The sequence below is a fragment of the Streptomyces sp. NPDC049597 genome (genome assembly GCF_040675505.1).
Taxonomy (GTDB): Bacteria; Actinomycetota; Actinomycetes; order Streptomycetales; family Streptomycetaceae; genus Streptomyces.
In genome coordinates this window covers 38,854-58,655 of sequence record NZ_JBFAOY010000028.1, presented here as the reverse complement: position 1 = coordinate 58,655, position 19,802 = coordinate 38,854, and the positions used below count along the sequence as shown (strand labels likewise).

The window sequence follows — 19,802 nt, the reverse complement described above, 5'->3', positions numbered from 1 at the left end:
CGGACCAAGGGACCGCGGGGCCGGGCCCGCCCGGACCGGCCCGGAGCCGTCGGGCCCGGCCCCGAGCCCGCCCGGCCCCGGCCCCGCCTGGCCCGGTCGGCCCGGGCGAGGACCGCCGGCCGGCAGCCCCAGGCGGCGGGACCGCACGGATCCGGCCGACCACCGCCCCCGGCGGGGCGCACGCCGAGTGAGGCCGCCCCGCCGGGACGAGCCCGGACGCCGGCACCGAGCGAGCCCCGGCCCCGCCCGGACCCGCCCTGGCCCGGCCCGAACCCGGCCCCGAGCCAGCCGCGGCCCGGCCCGACCGGGCCCCGGACCCGCCCTGGCCCGAACCTGGCGCCCCCGCCCCCGGCGCACTCCCGACCGATCCGCCCCCGTACCCACCCACTGGCAAGGATCACGATGACTGCCACGTCCACCGCCACCCCGCCCACACCCACACCGACCCCCTACGCCCAGCTCAAGGGGCCGACCACGGTCCGCAGGGTGCTCACGGCGCCCACCGCCGGGCCGCTCGCGGCACTCGTGCTGGCCTGCCTCTTCTTCTCCCTCTCCACCGAGCAGTTCCTGACCGGCGGGAACTTCTCCCTGATCGTTCAGCAGGTCATGGTCGTGGGCACGCTCGCCATCGGCCAGACGCTGATCATCCTGACGGCCGGGATCGACCTCTCGTGCGGTGCCGTGATGGCGTTCGGCAGCATCGTCATCGCCAAGATGGCGGCGGAGGGCTCCCTGTCCCCCCTCGCCGCCATCGCCCTCGGTCTGGTCGTCTGCGGAGGCTTCGGCCTCGTCAACGGCCTGCTGGTGCAGCTGATCCCGCTGCCGCCGTTCATCGTCACGCTCGGCATGCTGAACGTGGCGTTCGCCCTGACCCACATCTACTCGGCCGAGCAGACGGTCACCAACCTGCCCGCCCCGCTCACCGCACTCGGCGAGACGTTCCCGCTGGGCAACACCGACATCACGTACGGCTCGCTGGTGACCATCGCCCTGTTCCTGCTCTTCGCCTACGCGCTGAGCAGCACGTCCTGGGGCCGCCACGTGTACGCGCTCGGCAACAGCCCCGAAGCCGCCCGCCTCAACGGCATCCGCACCTCCCGGCTGACCATCGGCATCTACACCCTGGCCGGACTCGTCTACGGGATCGCCGCCCTGCTGCTGATCTCCCGCACCGGCGTCGGCGACCCGCAGGCCGGTCAGACCGACAACCTGGACAGCATCACCGCCGTCGTACTGGGCGGCACCAGCCTCTTCGGCGGACGCGGCGCCGTCCTCGGCACCTTCATCGGCGTCCTCATCGTCGGCGTCTTCCGCAACGGCCTCCAGCTGATGGGCGTCGCCTCGATCTACCAGACCCTGATCACCGGGGCGCTGGTGATCCTGGCCGTGACCGTCGACCAGATCTCCCGGAAGAAGGCCCGATGAACACGACCACCCCCGTGCTCCAGGCCCGCGGCCTGGTCAAGCGGTACGGCCATGTCACCGCCATCGACGGCGCCGACTTCGACCTGCTGCCCGGCGAGGTCCTCGCCGTCATCGGCGACAACGGCGCCGGCAAGACGAGCCTGATCAAGGCACTCACCGGCGCCCTCGTCCCGGACGAGGGGGAGATACGGCTGAACGGCGAGCCCATCCGGTTCACCGGCCCGCAAAGCGCCCGGCAGCACGGCATCGAGACCGTCTACCAGGACCTCGCCGTCGCCGCGTCGATGGACATCGCCTCCAACATGTTCCTCGGACGCGAGCTGCGCCGGGCCGGCTTCCTCGGCAGCGTGCTGCGCATGCTCGACAAGAAGCGGATGCGGCAGGAGGCCGCGGCCCACATGGCCGACCTCAAGATCGGTCTGCGGTCCCTGACCCAGCCGGTGGAGACCCTCTCCGGCGGCCAGCGCCAGGCCGTGGCGGTCGCGCGGTCCGTGGCCTGGGCCAAGAGCGTCGTCGTGATGGACGAGCCGACGGCCGCGCTGGGCGTCAAGGAGTCCGGCCAGGTCCTCGACCTGATCCGCCGGGTCCGCGACAAGGGCATGCCCGTGGTCCTGATCAGCCACAACATGCCGCACGTCTTCGAGATCGCCGACCGTATCCACGTCCACCGGCTCGGCCGGCGCGAGGCGCTCATCAAGCCGTCCGACTACTCGATGGCCGAGGTCGTGGCCATCATGACGGGCGCACTGAGTGTGCGCGAGGGCGGCGGTACTGTCGTGGCGGACACGGACGCCGCAAAAGCGGCCGGAGTCTCCGCCCACTGACACAGCATCCCTCCGGCGGGTCCCGGCCGGCTCATGGCCGGGACCACCGGGCCGCACACACAGGAACGGTGACACATGGCCGCGACACGACGCCCGACCCTCGCCGATGTGGCCCGCGAGGTGGGCGTCAGCGCCAAAACGGTCTCACGGGTGCTCAACGAGGACGGGCCGAGCTCACCGCAGACCAGGGAGCGGGTGCTCGCCGCCGTGGCGAAGCTCGGCTTCCAGCCCAACCTGATGGCCCGCAACATCCGCGTCGGCGGCCCCGACACCACCATCGGCCTGATCGTCCCCGACCTCGGCAACCCGTTCTTCGGCACGGTCGCGGGCGGGATCGAGGACACGGTGCGGGACAGGGGGCTGACGCTCCTGATGGGTTCGTCCGCCGACGACCCGGAGCGCGAACGGACCCTGATCCAGACGTTCCTCGCGCGGCGCGTCAGCGTGCTGATGGTCGTGCCGGCGTTCGGCGCCGACCACACCTACCTCAAGGCCCAGCGCGCGGCCGGCCTGCCGGTGGTCTTCCTGGACCGCCCGGGCGTGGGGATGTCCGCCGACTGCGTCGTCAGCTCGAACCGGTCCGGCGCCCAGGAAGGCGTCGCGCACCTCGTCGAGCGCGGCCACCGGCGCATCGGCTTCGTCGGTGACCTGCCCACGAGGCTGTACACGCGCCGCGAGCGCCTCGCCGGCTACCGCGCCGCCCTGGAGGACGTGGGCATCGCCTACGACCGCGCGCTGGTGACCGGCGCCCACGACCAGAGCGCGGCGGCCGCGGTCACCACGCGCCTGCTGTCCCTGCCGGAACCTCCCACCGCGCTGTTCGCCGGGAACAACATCGTGGCGCTCGGCGTCGTGGCGGAACTCGCCCGCACCGGCCGCAGGGACGTCGCCCTGGTCACCTTCGACGACCTGCCGCTCGCGGAGGTGCTGGAACCGGCCCTGACGGTGGTGGCTCAGAACCCGTCGGCCCTGGGCACGGCGGCGGCCACGACGGCGCTGTCCCGCCTGGACGGCGACCGCACCCGCGCCCGTACGGTCACGATCCCGACCCGTCTGGTCCCGCGGGGCTCGGGCGAACTGCCGGTGCGAGGCGACTGAGACGCCGTGGCCTCGGGCCGTCAGTCGTGCGACGCGCCCGGCCCTCCCGGGCGCGGATCGAGACACCGCGAGCCCGGCCCTCCCGGGCGCGGATCGAGACGCCGCGCGCCCGGCCCTCCCGGGGCGCGGATCGAGACACCGCGAGCCCGGCCCTCCCGGGCGCGGATCGAGACGCCGCGCGCCCGGCCGGGTTCAGTCAGGCTCCGCGACCATGCCGAGCACCAGCGCCAGGCGTCTCTTGGGCACCGAGCCGAACTTCCGGCGGACGTTCATCACGTAGTTGCGCGTGGTGCCGACCGAGATGCCCAGCCGGTCGGCGATCTCCACCGCGGTGAAGCCCTGGGCCGCGAGCACCGCGACCTCGCGCTCGCGCGGAGTGAGCCCGGCGTTCACCTGGTGGCGCTGGTTCTCCGGGACGTGGAGCAGCCCCCGGTGCAGGGCCCGGTCGCGGGCGAGCGCGGCCAGCGATCTGTCGGCTCCCGCCGAGGCCAGGAGCTCGGCGGCCCGGTCGCGTGCGCGGGCCAGTTCAGGCGCGGAGGGGGCGACCCGGGCGGCGGCGTGGTAGGCGCGGCCGGCGGTGATGGGCTCGCCCATCTCGGCGAGGGCGTCGGCGCCCGCGATCAGCGAGGCCCAGCCGCGCCTGCCCGCGAGGTGTCCCTCGACGAGAGAACGCATCGCGGCGGCGCGCGGATAGGGCGCCCAGAACCCTGACATGGCGGCGGCCTCCTCCCGCGCCGCGTCGGGTGCGATCTCGGTCAGGGCGAGCAGGGCGTCCTCCCAGCCGAAGTGGTGCTCCGACTCCCGCGCCCTCCGCAGGATCTTCGGCAGCCCGCGCGCCGGACGCGGCTCGCGGCGCGCATGGCGTACGTACGCGAGGGTCGCCGCCGCACTCGCGCCGCACGGGGGCGAGGTCGCGTACGCCACCTCGACGACCGCCTCGAGGTCGTCGTGCGGGAGGCGGCGGGCCGTCTCGAACGTGACCGCGGCGGCGACAGCGCTGCCGAGTTCGCGGACGCCCGGTGCGGCGCCCGCCATCGCGACCGTGGCCTGCTCGCTGGCGATGTCGAGGTGTCCCGTACGGTGGCGCACGAGCGCCTCGACCGCCGCGAACTTGTTCACCCAGGGCCCTCGGCCCACCACCCGGCCGCGGCCGACGGCCTCCAGGGCGGTCGGGTAGTCCCCGACGTAGGCGCAGGTCAGCGCCCAGTTCAGGTAGTTGAGCGAGGCGATCTCGCCGGTGACCGCGTCGAGGTCGGCCGGCAGCAGCGAGGCGGCCTGACGCCAGCGGTGGGGTGCGCGCCTGCGTCCCCGGTAGGTCTCGCCTGCGGCCAGCATGCCGGCGACGAGGGCGATGATCCACGGCTCGCCGGACTGCCGGGCCAGGGTCAGCGCACGGCGGGCGAGTTCACGCCGGTAGGAGGGGCTCAGGCCGGCGTCGGCGGGGAAGGACATGCGGCTCAGGGCGAGCGCCTGTCCCCCTATGTCTCCTGCCGCGGTGAACTCGAAGAGGGCCCGGGTGCCGTACTCGGCCATCGCCTTGCCCCGCGCGGCCCGTGCCTGTGCGAGAAACACCGCACCGCGTGCGCGGGGGGTGTGGCACGCGGCGGCCAACTCGTCGAGCAGCGCCCAGGGGGCGGGGCCGGGCGCTCCCCACCGGGTGAGCATGGAAGCCATCTCGGCGAGAGCGACCCGGTCGTCGTCGGCGAGCCGCGGCGCCTGCGCGAGGGCGCCCCGCAGTGTTTCGAGACCGAGGTCGGCCCGGCCGCGGAGCGCGGCCAACTCGGCCTTGCGGACGTGTTCCTGAACGGTCGTCGATACGTTCTCGGCGAAGGACGCATGGGACGGGCCCGGAGGGAGCGGGCGCGCCGCGGACGCATTGTCGCTCATGGTTGAAGCAAGAATAGGTGCAGTTCTTGGATTGTCCAGGGGCCGGAACCGAGGCTTTCATTTGCGTCGACGGACCGCGGCCGTCGCATCGCTTCCAGCCGAGGACTGCCCATGAACGCATCCCGCACGTCGGTCGTGTCCGCGCTCACCGCTGCGCTGGTGGCGACACCGAAGCCCGCCGCCTCCGCGACCGAGGACCCGCCGGCCGGTCCGGTGCCGGCCGTCGCCGGTGACGTCCCGCAGGAGTCCACGGACGTACGGCGTGGCCTGCCGGCCCTGCCGCCCATCGATGAACAGTCCGCGCCCGGGCCGGCGCTGCCGAAGTCCGCCCCGGCCCGCATATCGCGGAGAGCTACCTGGGACACCAGCTCCGGGACGCCTCGGACCGTGCGGGCGCCCGCTGGACACCTGACCGGTCCTCAGGCCGGCGAAGCGACCGCCGTCGCGGGGGACCGGCTGCAGGCGCACCGCGCGGCGTCCGGCCTGTCGGCCGCGGACGTCGAGGCGCTCGCTGTGCGGCCTGACCATGAACTCCCGTGCGGCGCACGGGCGGTGAGTTGCCCGCAGACCGCCGCCGGCGTCGAGGCCGTGCGCGGCGGTGTGACGACGGTGGCCGTGGCCGAGGACGGCCGGGGGCTGCCCTCTGCCGGTGACCGGGTGCTCATCGGCGGCCCGCTCGCCGGGTTCGACACGTCGCTTTCCCCGCCGTCCGGCTCTCTGCTGCTGCCGACAGGCCGGACCCTGCTCCACCTGCACGGCGCCCACCGCCAGTTCACCCTCACCGCGCGGCAGGCCGGCTGACCATCGGTGCTCCCGTCCGTCACCCAGGAGAGGAACACATGTCCCGCAACCGCAGATTCACTCTGGCCGCGTCGCTTCTCGGCGCCGCCACCCTGTTGAGCACGTCGGCCGGCCTCGCGCATGCCGGCGCCGGCGACCCGCTGAGAGGCGACCAGTGGGGCCTGGACCAGGTCCGCGCCGAACAGGCGTGGCCCACCAGCACCGGCACGGGTGCCGTTGTCGCCGTCGTCGACACCGGGGTGGACCTGACCCACCCCGACCTGAAGGCCAACCTGGTGCCCGGCGCCACGTTCACCGACTGCGGCAAGGCGGGCGGGCCGTGCGGGAACGGCGACTTCCGCGGCCCCGACGGGCAGAACAACGGCGACGAGCACGGCACCCACGTCGCGGGCATCGTGGCCGCCGTCGCGGGCAACGGCACCGGCGTCGCCGGTGTCGCGCCGAACGCCGGGATCATGCCGGTGAAGGTGCTGGAGGAGGGCAGCGGCACCTTCGAGGACATAGCCGCCGGCATACGGTGGGCGGTGGACCACGGCGCCGACGTGATCAACATGAGCCTCGGCGGGCTGGCGGGAACGCAGGTCCTCACCATCACCGGCCTGGAGTCGTCGGTGACCGAAGCGATCGCGTACGCCAACGCGCAGGGCACGTCGGTCATCGTGGCCGCCGGCAACTCCGCCACCCCGGCCTGCAACACCCCGGCGTGGGAGCCCGGGGCGATCTGCGTCGCCTCGACCGACCGCAACGAGCTGAAGAGCTGGTTCTCCGAACTCCCGAACAAGCCCGACCTCAAGGCCGTCGCAGCTCCCGGCGGCGCGGGACTCCTCTCCTGCGAGGACGACATCGTGTCCACCGTGCCGGTCGGCACCGGATCCGCTGCCTGCGGCCAGAAGGACTACGACTACTACGCCGGCACGTCCATGGCCACACCGCACGTGGCGGGTGTCGCCGCCCTGCTCTTCGCCCAGGGCCGGACCCTGTCGAACGTCGAGGACGCGCTCCTCGACACGGCCCGCCAGCCGGGCACCGGCCTGACGGGTGTCTACTCACCGGCCTACGGCTGGGGCGTCGTGGACGCCGCGGCCGCGGTGAAGTCGGCCGGCGCGACCACGGGCAACAGCCGCAAGAAGCACTGAACCGACCCGCCTGTGCATGCCGTGTCGAGCGGTGTGCGGACCGACGGCGAGTGGTGGGACCTCAACGGCGTCTGCCGAGTCCGGTCGGGTGCGCATCCCACACCCACCGGCCCAGCGAGAAAGCCCCTGACCAGAACGGATGGTTGGGGGCTCTCGTCTCTCTCTTCCCTGCGAGCGACTGTTGTTCGTGTGGCTTCCTGATCGATGGAGCATGCGAGGCGCACGGTTCACGTCGGGGTCCTCGCTGTGGTCTTCCGGGATGTACCGCAGCTGGTTCAGTCGGCGATGTCCCCGACCGCTGACGGCACCTTGGCAGCGGGTGGGAGCGCCGGAACGTACGGTGCCGGAGCGATTTCCGCGGGCTGTGGGGCGGCTCCCGCAACGGGCTGCCGTGCCCGGTCCCCACGACGCTTGCCCCTGAACACGCGCCACACCCCGCGAGACTCCCGACCTTTGAGGACGCGGCCCCCGCCGCCGAGTTCACTGAAGCGGGTGGCGGCCTGCTGGTGCGCACTGAGGGCCTCGTCGAACCGCCGTACCTGTTGCAGGGCGGCGCCCAGGTTGTTCAGTGCCTGACCCTCGCCGTTGTGGTCGCCGAGTTCGCTGAAGCGGTCGGCGGCGTCCTGGTGGGCGTCGATGGCTTCGTCGAACCGCCGTACCTGTTGCAGGGCGGCACCGAGGTTGTTCAGTGCCTGACCTTCGCGGTGGCGGTCGCCGAGTTCGCTGAAGCGGTCGGCGGCGTACTGGTGAGCTTCGATGGCTTCGTCGAACCGCCGGACCTGCTGCAGAGCGGCCCCCAAGTTGTTCAGCGCCTGTCCTTCTCCGTCGCGATCACCGAGTTTGGTGAAAAGACTCGCGGCCTGCTGGTGGGCAGAAATCGCCCCGTCGAACCGCCTCACCTGCTGGAGAGCGGCGCCCAGGTTGTTCAGTGCCTGGCCTTCGCGGTGGAGGTCACCGAGTTCGGTGAAACGATCGGCGGCCTGCTGGTGGGCGTCGATGGCTTCGTCGAACCGCCGCATCTGCTGCAGAGCGGCGCCGAGGTTGTTCAGCGCCCGGCCCTCGCCATGGAGGTCACCGAGCTCGGTGAAACGGTCGACGGCCTGCTGGTGGGCGTCGATGGCTTCGTCGAACCGCCCCACCTGCTGCAGAGCGGCACCGAGGTTGTTCAGCGCCTGACCTTCGCCGTGGCGTTCGCCGAGCTCACGGCAGATGGCGAGGTCCTGCTGGTGGGCCGCTATCGCACCGTCGAACCGCTGCACCTGCTGCAGAGCGGTGCCGAGACTGTTCAGCACCCGGCCCTCGCCGTGGCGTTCGCCGAGCTCACGGCAGATCGTAAGGTCCTGCATGTTCTCTCCAGGAGTGTCGCGCGCTCCCGCCCCCACAGCCTGTGGCTCACGTCGAGCAACGGCGTGACAGGACGGGCAACCCGTTCATGCTGACACTCTCAGTGATCAGTCCGGCCTTGAGCGCTGCAACCGGTCCGGTGTCGACCACCCCCAGCCGGATGGCATATTCGCCTGTCCGGCGTAAGCGAAACGGCCGCTGCACCGTGGTGATGCATAAGGTCACGGAGTAGCGGCGTTGACGCGCCGACGGGCGAGGGCGATCACGGCTCGTACATGTGCCACCCCGTCGCGCGGGTGATGCCGGCGGCGTAGCCCGCTGTGGCGGGAGAGCGCCGACGCGGTGGCGGTGCGGATGCCGGCGCGGTCCATACCGGTGCGGTGGTGAGGTCAGCCGGGAGGACGCAGCCCCGCCAGGGTCACGGTGACCAGCCGCCGGACGGCTTCTTCGGACGGCAGGTCGCCGGCTGCGGCGAGGGCGTGGAGGCAGTAGCGCGCGAGTTCGGCGGGGGCGACGTCGTCCCGGAGGGCACCGGTCGCTGCCACGTCGTGCAGGAGCTCCCGGAAGAGGTCGAGGAGCAGCTGCTGGGCGTGGTCGGCGTGCTCGCCTCGGTGCAGGAGCGCCGCCAGTTCCTCGGTGCCGTGGCGGCGGCGGTGGTGGCAGATGAACGCGTACTGCTCCAGCACCGCTTCGAGCCTCTCGGCTGGGCCGCCGGGCCGGTTCCGGAGTTCGGCGAGGTGTGCGAGGTGGCCGGCGACGTGGCGCTCGTGGTGAGCGGCCAGGATCGCTGCGACGTCGGGGAAGTACTTGTACAGCGTCGCCCGTCCGATGCCGGTCTTCTCGGCGATCTGCGTCATGGTCACCGACATCAGTCCGTGCTCCGTCACCAGCGCCCAGGTGTTCTCCAGGATCGCCTCCCGGACGGCGTTGCGGTGCGTCTCGATCGTCTCGTTCCACAGCTTCGGCACCACGCCATTGTACGGGGTGACGCTGAGGTGACGTTTTGACGTGTGGTAGACACAGTGTCTCGTAAACTGATGCTGTCCGAAAGGCATCGCTGACCACGCCCGCCGGAGGACTCCCATGGTCGAGTCACCTCGCCACCCCGACCCCGGGGCAGGGCCTGACCGCGGTGTGCCCCCTGGCATGCCGCGCTGGGTCAAGTGGCCCGCGATCGTCATCGCCGCCGTGGTCCTGCTGTTCCTCGTCCTGAAGTTGACCGGCCATGGTGGCGAGCACCGCCCTGGCCGACACATGTCCGGCGGCGGCGCCTCGATCAGTGGCGTCACGCAGGAGTACGCACCGCCCACCGAGCACGCACGGGCCACGGAGGGCACCGGCAGCCACGGTCCGTCCCGGTGGAGCCTTCGATGATCATGTCGCCGCCCCTGCGCAAGGTCGTGCTCACCCTGCACGTGACGACCTCGCTCGGATGGCTCGGCGCGGTCGCCGCCTACGTGGCGCTGGACGTCGCGGCCCTGACCGGTCAGGACGTCCAGACGGTGCGGAGCGCCTACCTGGCGATGGAGATGATCGCCTGGTACGTCGTCGTCCCGCTGGCTCTCGCGTCCGCCCTCATCGGGCTGATCAACGCGCTGGGCACCTCGTGGGGGCTGTTGCGGCACTACTGGGTCGTGGTCAAGTTCCTGCTCGCGCTTCTCGCCGCCGCCGTCCTGCTGGTGGAGACGCGGACCATCAGCTCCATGGCCGATGCCGCAGCCGTCGGCGCCGACCCGCGCGACCTGCCGGGCACACTCCCCCATTCCGTCGGCGGCCTGGTCGTCCTGGTCGTCATCACGATCCTCTCGGTGTTCAAGCCGCGGGGCCTGACCCGGTACGGGTGGCGCAAGCAGGAGCAGCAGCGGCGTGACGAGCGCGCGCAACGTCCGGTCTCCGCGGAGCAGTAGAAACAGGACGCAGTCGGCGGATGCGGCTGCTCGCGGCGGGGACGTGGCTCGCCGTCCGGCTTGACGCTCGACGCACCCGTGGCTGCCCGGTCGGTCGTGCCTGCCGCGGCCGTCCGCTCGGCGGCACAATTCCCGACCCCTTCCGGAATACCCCCGGGCCGTATATTGTCTCAGCCGTCGTAGATACCCCTAGGGGGTATGGGCCTCAGTGAAGGGCAGAGCAATGTCGACCGTCAATCAACGGCGTTGGTGGGCACTCCTCGTGCTCGCCGCCGCCCAGTTCATGGTGATCATGGACACGTCCATCATTGGTGTGGCGCTTCCCGAGATGCAGCGTGACCTGGGCTTCTCCCAAGGTGACCTGCAGTGGGTGTTCAACGCCTACGCCATCGCCTTCGGCGGTCTGCTGCTGCTGGGCGGCCGCCTGTCCGACCTGCTGGGAGCCCGGCGGATCTTCGTCTCCGGCTGGGTGGTGCTGACCGCCGGCTCGGTGGTCGCCGCGGCCGCGAGCACCGCGTGGGTCGAGATCGCGGGCCGGGCGGTGCAGGGCGTGGGAGGCGCGCTGATCGCGCCGGCGTCGATGACGCTGCTGATGATGCTGTTCGGGCACAACCCCCGGGAGATGGGCAAGGCACTCGCCCTGTACGGCGCTGCCGCGCCGGCCGGCGGCACCGCGGGCGTGTTCCTCGGCGGTGTGTTCACCGAGTGGGCGAGCTGGCCCTGGGTCTTCATCGTCTACATCCCGATCGGCGTCGCCACCCTGCTGGCCACCGGACTGCTCCCGGCCGTCGCCGGTCGGCGCGGCTCCGTGGACGTCCTCGGAGCGGTGTCGGTCACCGCCGGTCTCGCGCTCGCGGTGTTCGCGATCGTCCGCGCTCCCGAGGTCGGCTGGGGCGACGCGCAGACCGTCCTGGAACTCGTCGCCGCCGCCGTGCTGCTGGTGCTGTTCCTGGTCATCCAGAAGTCGGCCAAGGCGCCGCTCATGCCGCTCGGTGTCTGGCGTACTCCGGGCCTCGGCGTCTCGAACGTGGCGATGACGCTGCTGGGAGCCGCTTGGATCCCCATGTGGTACTTCCTCAACCTCTACCTCCAGCAGGTACTTGGGTACGGGGCGTTCGCCAGCGGCGCCGCGCTGCTGCCCATGACCGGGCTGCTGATGATCTTCATGACGCTCATCACCGCCCGGCTCCTGGGCCGCTTCGGGGCCAAGCCGCTGACCGTGGGCGGTCTGCTGGTCCTCTCCGTGGGCCTGGTGTGGCTGTCGGCCGTCGAGCCGACCGGCACCTTCGTGATCGACGTACTGCCCGCTTCGCTCGTCGCGGCGACGGGGATGTCGCTGGCCTACATCCCGGCGATGATGTCGGCGATCTCCGGCGTACCGCAGGAGCAGGCCGGTCTGGCCTCGGGCATCGTCAACACCACCTACCAGGTGGGCTCCGCCCTCGGCCTGGCCGCGCTCACCGCACTCGCCACATCCCAGGGTGCGGGCAGACTCGGGGACCTGCCCGCGCTGACCGACGGCTTCAGCTCCGCCTTCCTCGGCGCCGCAGCGGTCGCCGCGGCGGGGGGCGTATTCACCGCACTGCTGATGCGCGGTCGGGGGTCGGAGGCAGCGGCTCGGGCCGAGGAGCCGGCGGCCACGTCGGGCGAGCGCGTGGGCTCCTGACCGGTGGACCGCTGTCCGGCGTCGCGAGCAGAAAAATCCCGGGGACCACTCGACACCAACGGCGTCGAGTGGCCCTCTTCTCATGTCAGTGGTAAGCGTGGGCGACCGCGTGGCCCTTGCCGCGGCCGATCATCCACTTGTTCACCGGGGTGGTGATGAAGAAGGCGACGACGAAGCCGCCCAGCAGCGCCGACCAGAACAGCCCGTCCGAGAGATGGGCGTCCAAGGCGCCGGGAGTCAGGGCGATGATGAGGTTGTCCACCAGTTCCATGATGGCGATGGACACGGTGTCGGCGGCGAGGGCGACGCGGATCGCGGCCCTCAGGCTCAGGCCAGCTCTGCGCACGGCGTACAGAGTGAACGAGTAGCCGAAGAGGAACGCCAGAGCGATGGCCAGCACCATGGTCGGCACGTTGTTCCACATCAGGGCCGTGCCGATGACCATGCCCAGGATCTCGCCCAGCGCGCAGCCGGTCAGGCAGTGCGCCGTCGCCTTCGCCGCGGTACCCCAGGAGGCCCCGCCGGCACCATGACCGTGTTGATCACGCTCATGCGCCGCATGCTCCCGCGCCTGCTCCTGGGCGGAGCGGTTGGTCTGGTGAGGGGTGTGATCCATGCGGTCCATGACGTCCTCCCTCTCACCTACCAGTGTGTGCCGGGCCCGACGGTCCGGCATCGCATGGAGGAAGAGGTGGCGGGGGCGCCCGGGAGCCGCCCCCGCCGTGCGGCCTGAGCGATCAGCTCTTGCCGAGCAGCTCGTTCATCCGCGTGATCTCGGCACTCTGCGACGTGATGATGTCGCCGGCCATGTCCTTGGCAGGCTGGTAGGCGCCCCCGGACTGCTCGGTCTCCGCCATCTCGACCGCGCCCTCATGGTGCTTGACCATCATCTCCAGGAAGGCGGTGTCGAACGCCTTGCCCGAGGACTTCTCCAGCCTGTCCATCTCCTCGGGCGTCATCATGCCGGACATGGAGTGGCCGGCGTGCTCTCCGCTCTCTTCCTCCTCGGGGACCGCCTCGCCCCAGGAGGTGAGCCATCCGGACAGGGTCTTGATCTCCGGATCCTGCGCCTTCTTGATCTCCGCGGCCAGCTTCTTGACCTCGGCGGAGCCGGCCCGGGTCTCCGCCAGCTCGGCCATCTCCACCGCCTGCCGGTGGTGGGGGATCATGCCCTTCGCGAAGGTGACGTCGGCGGCGTTGTGCTCGCCCTGCCGGGCGGGAGCGGACGCGCTGGGCGAGGCGCTCCTGCTGTGGCCGTCGTGGCCGGACGGGTTGTCATCTCCTCCGCCGCAGGCGGCGAGTACGGCGGCGGCGGTGGCCGTGGCCGCGACAGCGGCGGCACGGCGGATCAGGGAACGGTGTGCGGTCATGGTGGTGCGACTCCTGTGTAGTGCGCTGAATCAGGCATGGCTCTCACGGCGGCACCGAACAAGGGGTACGGGTCCGCCGGGGCGCGCCTATATGCGCAGGAGCTGCAGTTCGCTCAACGAGGGCGGGGCACGGCCGGTCGCCGGCGCGCCGGGCAGGAGAGGCGCCGTGTCAGGGGCCGCGCAGGTGACCACCCCGGTCGCGGCCAGGGCGGGAAGCGCGGGCGCCGTACTCGTGCCGCCTGCCGCGCAGGTGGTGTCGGCATGCTCGGCGTGCCCGCCCGTGCCTGTGTCACCGTGATCGACGTGGGAGCAGTCCTCGCAGGCCATGTCGGTGTGGGACGCGGCCGATGGCGTGGTGCCGTGGTGTGAATCGGCTGCCGCCGAGTGGTGCGGAACAGGGGACGCAACAGCGGGGCCCAAGCCGTGCATGGCAAGGACACCGGCCAGCACGGCCAGCACCAGCAGCACGTACGCCCGCGCCCCATGGGGCCGGGCAGCATGCCATCCCTGCCGACTCATGCCCGCATCGTAATCGGGGGCCGGCTCGCGTCATGCCAGGGGGCTCGACGGTCTCCGGACCCTACGAGTCCTTACTGACCGCTGAGGGGAAGCGGCCCTGTGGCCCTGTGGCATGGGCCGACCCTCTCGATGCGAACGACCGGCAGGACGGTCGGGGAGGTCCGTCGGCCCGGTCGGCCAAGTCGGCCGGTCGCCTGGGGGCAGTGGCGGTCGGCTGCGGTCGCGGTGGTTGCTGTACTTTCCCTGCTGTCAGGTTGGGCGAGCTCATGGGAGGGCACGTGAGCCGCATTCGCTCGCTCCTTCACCACGGCATCGCAGCGACTCTCGGGGCCGCTACGGTGTTCGTCCTGGCCAGTCGGTTGCTGCCCGCGTGGCCTGCAGCGGCTGCACTCGCTGTGTCCTTCATCCTGCTGCTGCCGAAGAAGCCGTGGCTCGTCGCGGCGTTCTGCGGCGGTGCCGCTCTGGTGATGGTCACGTGGTCGGTGATGTGGTCGTTCGCTGATTGGAGCTGTGCGAGCGATGTCAACGGGGCAATCGTCGAGCACGACTGCGGTGAGCCACCGCCTTCGAACGTGAGCCGCTGAGGTCGAAAGGCAAACCGTCGCGGCGCGAGTCACCACGATTGCCGCGGCTCGGGCTGTTCTACAGCAGCGTCAACTGTCTGGTAGGAAGCAGCCATGGATGCTGCACTGATCGGACTGGCAAGCACAACGGTGGGCGCCGCGGCAGGATTTGGAGGCGCATGGCTTGCACAGCGCGGACAGCTGCGTATCCAGCATGAACAGCGAGTCCATGCAGAACAGGTCCGCTGGCTGGATGACAAGAAGGGCCTGTACCGGGACCTCTTGATCACTCTGTACGGCTGGCACGACTCCCTCGTCTCCATCGTGAAGGACGAGGACGACGGCAAGCTGCTCGACTACCGGTCGGCAGCTTACAAGTGGATCGTCGAAGCGTCCCTCATAGCCGACGAGGCGGTCCGTTCCGCTGTGAGTGACGTGCATCGTGCCCTGCTCAGTGCACAGTCCGCGATCTTCGAGGGCACCTCGACGACGGACCGATCGCCCCTTCAATCCGTGGGAGATGGTCTCTCGGTACTGGAAGACGCGCTGCGGGCCGAACTGGCCCTCCCAGGGCGTGTGGGTTCGCGGCCCTTGCCGGCCCGCCGCCGCAGAACGGCCGGACCGATCACTGGGAGACCCTGACGCCCGCGTCGACCGTCGACAGCGGGTCACGGAAGGGCACGTCGAACACGCAAGGCTATAAGGCTCGCAGGCAGTCGCAGGCGTACCGTCGGCCTGATCGCAGGGGGTGGGAGACAGTGCTGTACGCACACGAGGTGATCCTGAACGAACTCGCCCAAGGGCTGAGAACGACGGCTGAGGGTGTCGAGTGGTTCGAGCGCCTGTCGGAGGAAGACCAGCGCAAGACCCTGCATGCGCTGGTCCTGTTCTGCGGGCAGGCCCGTGCACGCGAGGAGGATGTGCCAGAGAGCATCGCGCGCTCTGGCATCCGGCACACCCACACGCCTGCGGTGATGCTCACGAAGTGGCGCTTCGGGATGGAAGCCCTTCCTGACCATGAGCTCACGAAGTCGTTTCGCCTCCTCGTCGCTCTCTTCAGCATCGCGGACACTCGCAGGCGGACGCTGCACTGCGTCGGCGGATGCGGCCACGAGTGGCACAACTTGTCGGCTCAGGCAGAGGTTTCAACCTAGAGCTACCTCTTGCCCTGGAGTCCTGCCGGGGATGTTGGCGACCTGCGTCTTCGTTGGTTCGGGGGCCGGCCGGGTGCCCCTAGCTGGTCCTCGGCCGTCCCTCGATGGCCCTCGGACGGCCCGGAGTAACTGCGTTGATGACGCGGCGCTTGTGTCATAGCGGGGGGATACGGTGCAGCCACGTCTGAATATTGCGTTGGGGGAGGGGCCTTGGGAGCCAAAACCGGTCTGCTCGTGTACGCCGACGGCGATGTACCCGACCTGCTGCGGCACGTGGGCGCGGCGGACTTGGAGCAGACGTCCGTGATGATTCGGCGTCTCAATCCAGGGTGCGAGATCGAGGAGAGCAAGGGCTCGAATCTGTACGACGGCGTATATCCCAAGGATGGAACGACCTATGCCGCGAGCTGGCCCGGCGTGGACATCGTCTGTGACCGGCGCATGATGATCGATTCCCCCTCACAGCTCCCTGGGCATCTCGTCGCGGCGAGTGCCGGCCGACGGTTGGTCCTGCACGCCATGCACAGCGTGGTCGACTGGCTGGCGTTCGCTGTATGGGAGGACGGACGTCTCATCCGATCTCTGAGCCTGTCACCGGACGACGGGATCATCGAGAACATCGGGGAACCGCTCCCCTTCGAAGCTCCCTACTGGGCCGGGAACCGTCCGGCGGACGTCATTCCATGGCCGGGTGAGGAAGAGGAGCCGTACGCACTGCCCTTTCATCCTCTGGAGCTTGGCGAAGATGCGCTGCGTGCACTCTGCGGCTTCATCCAGGAGGGCATGCCGGAGCCGGGGGACGTCGACGCGGAGAACATCGAACTCCACGGCTTCCTCGTACGAGACCCGAAGGACCCCGACCCGGCCGAGAAGGCAGCAGAGATGCGAAGAGCGGTGGCAGCAATGGGGCCGCCGAAGTTCTACAGGATGGGAACCGACGGCGTGCTGATCGAGCAGGACGGCCTATAGAGCGGCTCGACTCGACGGGGCCGAGACCACCGTCGCCAAGAGCTACCGCCTGCTGAAGGCCATACTGGAGACCCCCGTCGGGGACGAGCTGATCCGCCGCAACCCCTGCCACGTCCGGGGTGCGGGCGAGGAGCCAGCTGCCGAACGTCCCGTTGCCACCGTCGACCAGGTCGACGCTCTCACCGACGCACGATCTTCGTCACACCGGGCAGGCACACTCTGACGACCCGGTCCGGCGCGACCCTGAAGGACACGCCGGTGCGGGCCGGGCAGTCGACCGAGCGGGCCGCGCTGATCTATCGGCACTCGAACGTCGAGCGTCAGCGGGAGGTCTCGACAGGCTCGTCCGGCAGCGGCGTGATGCAGTGGAGGCCTCAGCATCTGGCACGGATGTGGCACGAGACGCTAAGCGCGGTCTGGACAACGCGCGGTCTGGACAACAAAGAAGCCCCGGGCCGCTGGCCTGGGGCTTTCTCGTGGAGCGGGTGACGGGAATCGAACCCGCGCTCTGAGCTTGGGAATCACCGTGCCTTTGGGCGTAGTTGACGCCCTGGCCAGCGGTAACGGGTGCCAGGGCGAAGCTTTGGGTTCTCTCTGGCACCCGCTGTTGACCGTGGCTTACCGACCTGTCGGGCACGCATCGGGCACGCCATGACACGCGACTTCTTCGTCCCAAAGCTACTTGGAGAGTGGCATGGCCAGGGGCTGAGACCTCTGTGGTCTGGGGGAATGGTCCGTGAGGGTTCGCCGTTGTTCGACGCTGTATGTCGCGGTTGTCACGCAGTTAGGCACTCAGTCCTCATCAGCATGACCTGTGGCAGCGCCCGCTCTGGCATCGTTTTGCTTGAAATGCCCGCAGGTCTGCTGCTTGCCTGCTTGCATTGCGTTCATGCCAACTCCTCCGACCTCAAGTAGCGCCGAGCAAGATCTTGTCCTGTACCAGGTCGTTGCTGCCCGCCGATTCGGATTCGATTCGATGATGTGGCAAGCGCCCGGGCTGGGGCTAGCGGCACAGGCGTTCCTCATGACCATTGCTCTCAATCCCGGTACAGGGCAACTGGCGCAGGCCAGCTCCGGGCTGCTCTCCATGGTCGTCTTCTTCATGTCTGTTCAGCTCTTGGTGAAGCATCGTCATCACGAGCTGGCTGACAGCATCTGGCTGGAGCGATTCGAGCAGGCGAGGGGGTTACCCGAGGTCCACGCCTCCGCTACAGAGCGCTGCCAGGTGGCCGGCTTGCCGTCCAGGGGTCTGGTCAAGCTCCGATCACATCGGGTCTGGATCGCGGGCTTGACCGTGTTCGGGTTGGTTGGTCTCGGCGCGGTAGTGGATGCCGTGCTGGGCTCGTAAGGCGCAAGACGTTCTTCGAGCAGCACCAGGGCTGGGCCTTGATCAGTCGGCGGTGGCACGCGAAGCCTGAACCGTGACCGGTCTGGACAACAAAGAAGCCCCAGGCTGCTGGCCTGGGGCTTTCTCGTGGAGCGGGTGACGGGAATCGAACCCGCGCTCTGAGCTTGGGAATCACTTGTCGTTTGCACGTGAGTTGGGGCCTGAGCTGGGTATATGCCGATACTCCGGGCCTGAGGGCATCGCCGTCTCGACTGTCGTTGACCGCGGTCGTCCGCTCATTCTGGTGCGCATCTGGTGCGCATGTGGTGCGGTCATCTTTGGTGGCCGGACCGCTCTCCTCGCTAACGCCAGCGTCGGCGAGGGACACCTCCCGGAGGGTTAGCTCTGCCCTGACACAATGCGTGCCATGAATATCGGGGGTACGGCCCTAATCGCCGCTGTAGCAGCCGTAGTTGCAGCCGCACTTGGTGCTTGGGGTGCTGTGCGTGCGGCTAGACACAACAGCCGCGCACAACGCAGCAGCCAACACGAGCATTGGCGTCGGCAAGGCCGAAGGGAGGCCTACACAGCATTTGTCAACGTTGCTACCGACTACAGTGCAATCGCCCGCCGTGCCTCTGTACTCGCCCAGGCAGACGGCCCGCGAAGCCAGCAGCTTCAGAGCCTCCTCGACCAAGCATCAGAACTCGACAGTTCGCTCGCGAAAGCCGCTGCGGTAGTCGAGGTCGAAGGGCCGCAGGAGGTAGCCGCGGCTGCAACCAAGCTGACACGCTCCCTGCAGCAACTGATCAGCGATTCGCGGTATCGACACGAACCGCGCCCGCAGCTGCGAGGCGGGCCGCCTCCGCCTCCTCCGGGAGCAGGAGTCACGTCACCCGTCAGCCAAGACATGCGAGAGTTTCGCCGACTGGCACGCCTTGCCCTCGACGACCCGACCGCAGCACTCAGCTAGACGGTGTGGGTTCCCCTCGGGCTGTAGTCCATAACCGAGCGACGCTCTCCCAACTCCTGGGCACTGTCCCGTTATCGGCTGATGGGGATCTCGTAGACGATCTCGCACAGAGCGGCGGGCACGACGATGTCCGCCGTCTCCACGGGCCGCCCCTGGTCGCTGTAGTACGTCCGCCGGATGTGCGTGACCAGGGCGGCCTTCTGGATGCCCAGGAGCGACGCCTCCTCGGCACTCGCCTGCCGCGGCTCGGGCTGCTCCACTGCGTGGCTGACAATGATGCCGATCTCCGCCATGCGGTGCGCGACGCCCGCCCCGGCGTACGGTCCTCCCTCGGGGAGCACGACGAGTGTGCCGGCGGTGAGGTCGTACGGCTCCCAGCTCGTCGACAGCTGCACCGGCCTGGCGTCCGCAAGGAACTCGTACTCGGTACGGACGCACAGGTCGCCCTCGCCGATACCGAGCCGCGCCGCAATCTCCGCCGGCGCCGGGACCTTGGCCTCGGTCCGGCTCTCCCAATCCCCCTGTTTGCCCAGGGCCTTCATGTCGGCCCGGAACGGGGAACCGTCGCGCTGCTCTCGCGCCGAAGAACGGACCACGCGTACGCGCCGACGAGCTTCGGCGACGTAGGTGCCCGACCCTGCGCGACCCTCCAGCACTCCCTGGGAGATCAGTAGTTCCTGTGCCCGGCGGACCACGTTCTCGCCGACGCCGCACTCCTGGGCGATCTGGGCGCGCGAGGGGAGACGGTCTCCCGGCGCCCAGTCATGCTCGGCGATCCGCTGTCGAAGTACATCCGCGATGTGGAGATAAGGCGGCTGCTCAGGCATATGGAAAATCTA

The 19,802-nt window shown here is 69.9% G+C and carries 20 protein-coding genes; 13 read left to right on the top strand and 7 right to left on the bottom strand.

Annotated features, from left to right (window positions below):
* The first annotated feature begins 402 nt into the window (after positions 1 to 402).
* From AB0K02_RS26885 to AB0K02_RS26875, 3 genes are all read left to right on the top strand, one after another.
* Positions 403 to 1,425 (top strand): ABC transporter permease, encoded by a 1,023-nt coding sequence (locus tag AB0K02_RS26885; RefSeq protein WP_365995101.1) that lies wholly within the window; start codon positions 403 to 405, stop codon positions 1,423 to 1,425.
* Positions 1,422 to 2,249, top strand: a complete 828-nt coding sequence (locus AB0K02_RS26880) for an ATP-binding cassette domain-containing protein (protein WP_365995100.1) — start codon at positions 1,422 to 1,424, stop codon at positions 2,247 to 2,249. Before AB0K02_RS26885 ends, AB0K02_RS26880 begins: the two co-directional genes overlap by 4 nt.
* Before the next feature lie 75 nt (positions 2,250 to 2,324).
* A complete protein-coding gene (locus AB0K02_RS26875; RefSeq protein ID WP_365995099.1) occupies positions 2,325 to 3,347 on the top strand; it encodes a LacI family DNA-binding transcriptional regulator in 1,023 nt (340 codons plus the stop codon).
* Positions 3,348 to 3,539: 192 nt separating this feature from the next.
* Here the strand turns inward: AB0K02_RS26875 and AB0K02_RS26870 are convergent, their stop codons facing one another.
* Positions 3,540 to 5,234 carry a LuxR C-terminal-related transcriptional regulator gene (locus AB0K02_RS26870; RefSeq protein WP_365995098.1) on the bottom strand — a complete coding sequence of 565 codons (1,695 nt, stop codon included), beginning with the start codon at positions 5,232 to 5,234 and terminating at the stop codon, positions 3,540 to 3,542.
* Between the two features lie 111 nt (positions 5,235 to 5,345).
* Here AB0K02_RS26870 and AB0K02_RS26865 point away from each other — a divergent pair, with 111 nt between their 5' ends.
* Together AB0K02_RS26865 and AB0K02_RS26860 are read left to right on the top strand one after the other, a co-directional pair.
* Positions 5,346 to 6,035, top strand: a complete 690-nt coding sequence (locus AB0K02_RS26865) for a hypothetical protein (RefSeq protein WP_365995097.1) — start codon at positions 5,346 to 5,348, stop codon at positions 6,033 to 6,035.
* A 38-nt stretch (positions 6,036 to 6,073) separates the two neighbouring features.
* Entirely contained in the window at positions 6,074 to 7,171 is a 1,098-nt protein-coding gene (locus AB0K02_RS26860; protein ID WP_365995096.1) for a S8 family peptidase, read from the top strand.
* Positions 7,172 to 7,446: 275 nt separating this feature from the next.
* Here AB0K02_RS26860 and AB0K02_RS26855 read toward each other — a convergent pair whose 3' ends face one another.
* Both AB0K02_RS26855 and AB0K02_RS26850 read right to left on the bottom strand, forming a co-directional pair.
* Positions 7,447 to 8,517, bottom strand: coding sequence for a tetratricopeptide repeat protein (locus tag AB0K02_RS26855; protein ID WP_365995095.1), 1,071 nt, complete (start codon positions 8,515 to 8,517; stop codon positions 7,447 to 7,449).
* A 387-nt stretch (positions 8,518 to 8,904) separates the two neighbouring features.
* Positions 8,905 to 9,483 (bottom strand): TetR/AcrR family transcriptional regulator, encoded by a 579-nt coding sequence (locus AB0K02_RS26850; protein ID WP_365995094.1) that lies wholly within the window; start codon positions 9,481 to 9,483, stop codon positions 8,905 to 8,907.
* Positions 9,484 to 9,661: 178 nt separating this feature from the next.
* Here AB0K02_RS26850 and AB0K02_RS26845 point away from each other — a divergent pair, with 178 nt between their 5' ends.
* The 3 genes from AB0K02_RS26845 to AB0K02_RS26835 all read left to right on the top strand — a co-directional run bounded on the left by AB0K02_RS26845 (position 9,662) and on the right by AB0K02_RS26835 (position 12,088).
* On the top strand, positions 9,662 to 9,889 hold the full coding sequence (locus AB0K02_RS26845; RefSeq protein WP_365995093.1) for a hypothetical protein: 228 nt from the start codon (positions 9,662 to 9,664) through the stop codon (positions 9,887 to 9,889).
* On the top strand, positions 9,886 to 10,422 hold the full coding sequence (locus tag AB0K02_RS26840; protein WP_365995092.1) for a hypothetical protein: 537 nt from the start codon (positions 9,886 to 9,888) through the stop codon (positions 10,420 to 10,422). Before AB0K02_RS26845 ends, AB0K02_RS26840 begins: the two co-directional genes overlap by 4 nt.
* A 223-nt stretch (positions 10,423 to 10,645) precedes the next feature.
* Entirely contained in the window at positions 10,646 to 12,088 is a 1,443-nt protein-coding gene (locus AB0K02_RS26835; RefSeq protein WP_365995091.1) for an MFS transporter, read from the top strand.
* Between the two features lie 85 nt (positions 12,089 to 12,173).
* Here AB0K02_RS26835 and AB0K02_RS26830 read toward each other — a convergent pair whose 3' ends face one another.
* From AB0K02_RS26830 to AB0K02_RS26820, 3 genes are all read right to left on the bottom strand, one after another.
* Positions 12,174 to 12,713 (bottom strand): DUF4396 domain-containing protein, encoded by a 540-nt coding sequence (locus AB0K02_RS26830; RefSeq protein WP_365995090.1) that lies wholly within the window; start codon positions 12,711 to 12,713, stop codon positions 12,174 to 12,176.
* A gap of 112 nt (positions 12,714 to 12,825) precedes the next feature.
* Entirely contained in the window at positions 12,826 to 13,458 is a 633-nt protein-coding gene (locus tag AB0K02_RS26825; RefSeq protein WP_365995089.1) for a DUF305 domain-containing protein, read from the bottom strand.
* A gap of 87 nt (positions 13,459 to 13,545) precedes the next feature.
* Entirely contained in the window at positions 13,546 to 13,977 is a 432-nt protein-coding gene (locus AB0K02_RS26820) for a DUF6153 family protein (protein ID WP_365995088.1), read from the bottom strand.
* A gap of 278 nt (positions 13,978 to 14,255) precedes the next feature.
* Between AB0K02_RS26820 and AB0K02_RS26815 the strand changes: the two genes are divergently transcribed.
* From AB0K02_RS26815 to AB0K02_RS26795, 5 genes are all read left to right on the top strand, one after another.
* A complete protein-coding gene (locus AB0K02_RS26815) occupies positions 14,256 to 14,561 on the top strand; it encodes a hypothetical protein (RefSeq protein ID WP_365995087.1) in 306 nt (101 codons plus the stop codon).
* A 93-nt stretch (positions 14,562 to 14,654) separates the two neighbouring features.
* Positions 14,655 to 15,182, top strand: coding sequence for a hypothetical protein (locus AB0K02_RS26810; protein WP_365995086.1), 528 nt, complete (start codon positions 14,655 to 14,657; stop codon positions 15,180 to 15,182).
* Between the two features lie 134 nt (positions 15,183 to 15,316).
* Positions 15,317 to 15,694, top strand: a complete 378-nt coding sequence (locus tag AB0K02_RS26805; protein ID WP_365995085.1) for a DUF5958 family protein — start codon at positions 15,317 to 15,319, stop codon at positions 15,692 to 15,694.
* A gap of 210 nt (positions 15,695 to 15,904) precedes the next feature.
* Entirely contained in the window at positions 15,905 to 16,663 is a 759-nt protein-coding gene (locus AB0K02_RS26800; protein WP_365995084.1) for a hypothetical protein, read from the top strand.
* Between the two features lie 1,024 nt (positions 16,664 to 17,687).
* Positions 17,688 to 18,011, top strand: a complete 324-nt coding sequence (locus tag AB0K02_RS26795; protein WP_365995083.1) for a hypothetical protein — start codon at positions 17,688 to 17,690, stop codon at positions 18,009 to 18,011.
* A 1,023-nt stretch (positions 18,012 to 19,034) separates the two neighbouring features.
* Here AB0K02_RS26795 and AB0K02_RS26790 read toward each other — a convergent pair.
* Positions 19,035 to 19,790: a GntR family transcriptional regulator gene (locus tag AB0K02_RS26790; RefSeq protein ID WP_365995082.1), complete on the bottom strand. Its 756-nt coding sequence runs from the start codon at positions 19,788 to 19,790 to the stop codon at positions 19,035 to 19,037.
* Between the last annotated feature and the right edge of the window lie 12 nt (positions 19,791 to 19,802).

Bases quoted from the DNA above. Each gene is read 5' to 3' on its own strand.
- AB0K02_RS26885 (WP_365995101.1), top strand. From the start codon at position 403: ATGACTGCCACGTCCACCGCCACCCCGCCCACACCCACACCGACCCCC.
- AB0K02_RS26880 (WP_365995100.1), top strand. From the start codon at position 1,422: ATGAACACGACCACCCCCGTGCTCCAGGCCCGCGGCCTGGTCAAGCGG.
- AB0K02_RS26875 (WP_365995099.1), top strand. From the start codon at position 2,325: ATGGCCGCGACACGACGCCCGACCCTCGCCGATGTGGCCCGCGAGGTG.
- AB0K02_RS26870 (WP_365995098.1), bottom strand. From the start codon at position 5,234: ATGAGCGACAATGCGTCCGCGGCGCGCCCGCTCCCTCCGGGCCCGTCC.
- AB0K02_RS26865 (WP_365995097.1), top strand. From the start codon at position 5,346: ATGAACGCATCCCGCACGTCGGTCGTGTCCGCGCTCACCGCTGCGCTG.
- AB0K02_RS26860 (WP_365995096.1), top strand. From the start codon at position 6,074: ATGTCCCGCAACCGCAGATTCACTCTGGCCGCGTCGCTTCTCGGCGCC.
- AB0K02_RS26855 (WP_365995095.1), bottom strand. From the start codon at position 8,517: ATGCAGGACCTTACGATCTGCCGTGAGCTCGGCGAACGCCACGGCGAG.
- AB0K02_RS26845 (WP_365995093.1), top strand. From the start codon at position 9,662: ATGCCGCGCTGGGTCAAGTGGCCCGCGATCGTCATCGCCGCCGTGGTC.
- AB0K02_RS26840 (WP_365995092.1), top strand. From the start codon at position 9,886: ATGATCATGTCGCCGCCCCTGCGCAAGGTCGTGCTCACCCTGCACGTG.
- AB0K02_RS26835 (WP_365995091.1), top strand. From the start codon at position 10,646: ATGTCGACCGTCAATCAACGGCGTTGGTGGGCACTCCTCGTGCTCGCC.
- AB0K02_RS26830 (WP_365995090.1), bottom strand. From the start codon at position 12,713: ATGGACCGCATGGATCACACCCCTCACCAGACCAACCGCTCCGCCCAG.
- AB0K02_RS26825 (WP_365995089.1), bottom strand. From the start codon at position 13,458: ATGACCGCACACCGTTCCCTGATCCGCCGTGCCGCCGCTGTCGCGGCC.
- AB0K02_RS26820 (WP_365995088.1), bottom strand. From the start codon at position 13,977: ATGAGTCGGCAGGGATGGCATGCTGCCCGGCCCCATGGGGCGCGGGCG.
- AB0K02_RS26810 (WP_365995086.1), top strand. From the start codon at position 14,655: ATGGATGCTGCACTGATCGGACTGGCAAGCACAACGGTGGGCGCCGCG.
- AB0K02_RS26795 (WP_365995083.1), top strand. From the start codon at position 17,688: ATGACCATTGCTCTCAATCCCGGTACAGGGCAACTGGCGCAGGCCAGC.
- AB0K02_RS26790 (WP_365995082.1), bottom strand. From the start codon at position 19,790: ATGCCTGAGCAGCCGCCTTATCTCCACATCGCGGATGTACTTCGACAG.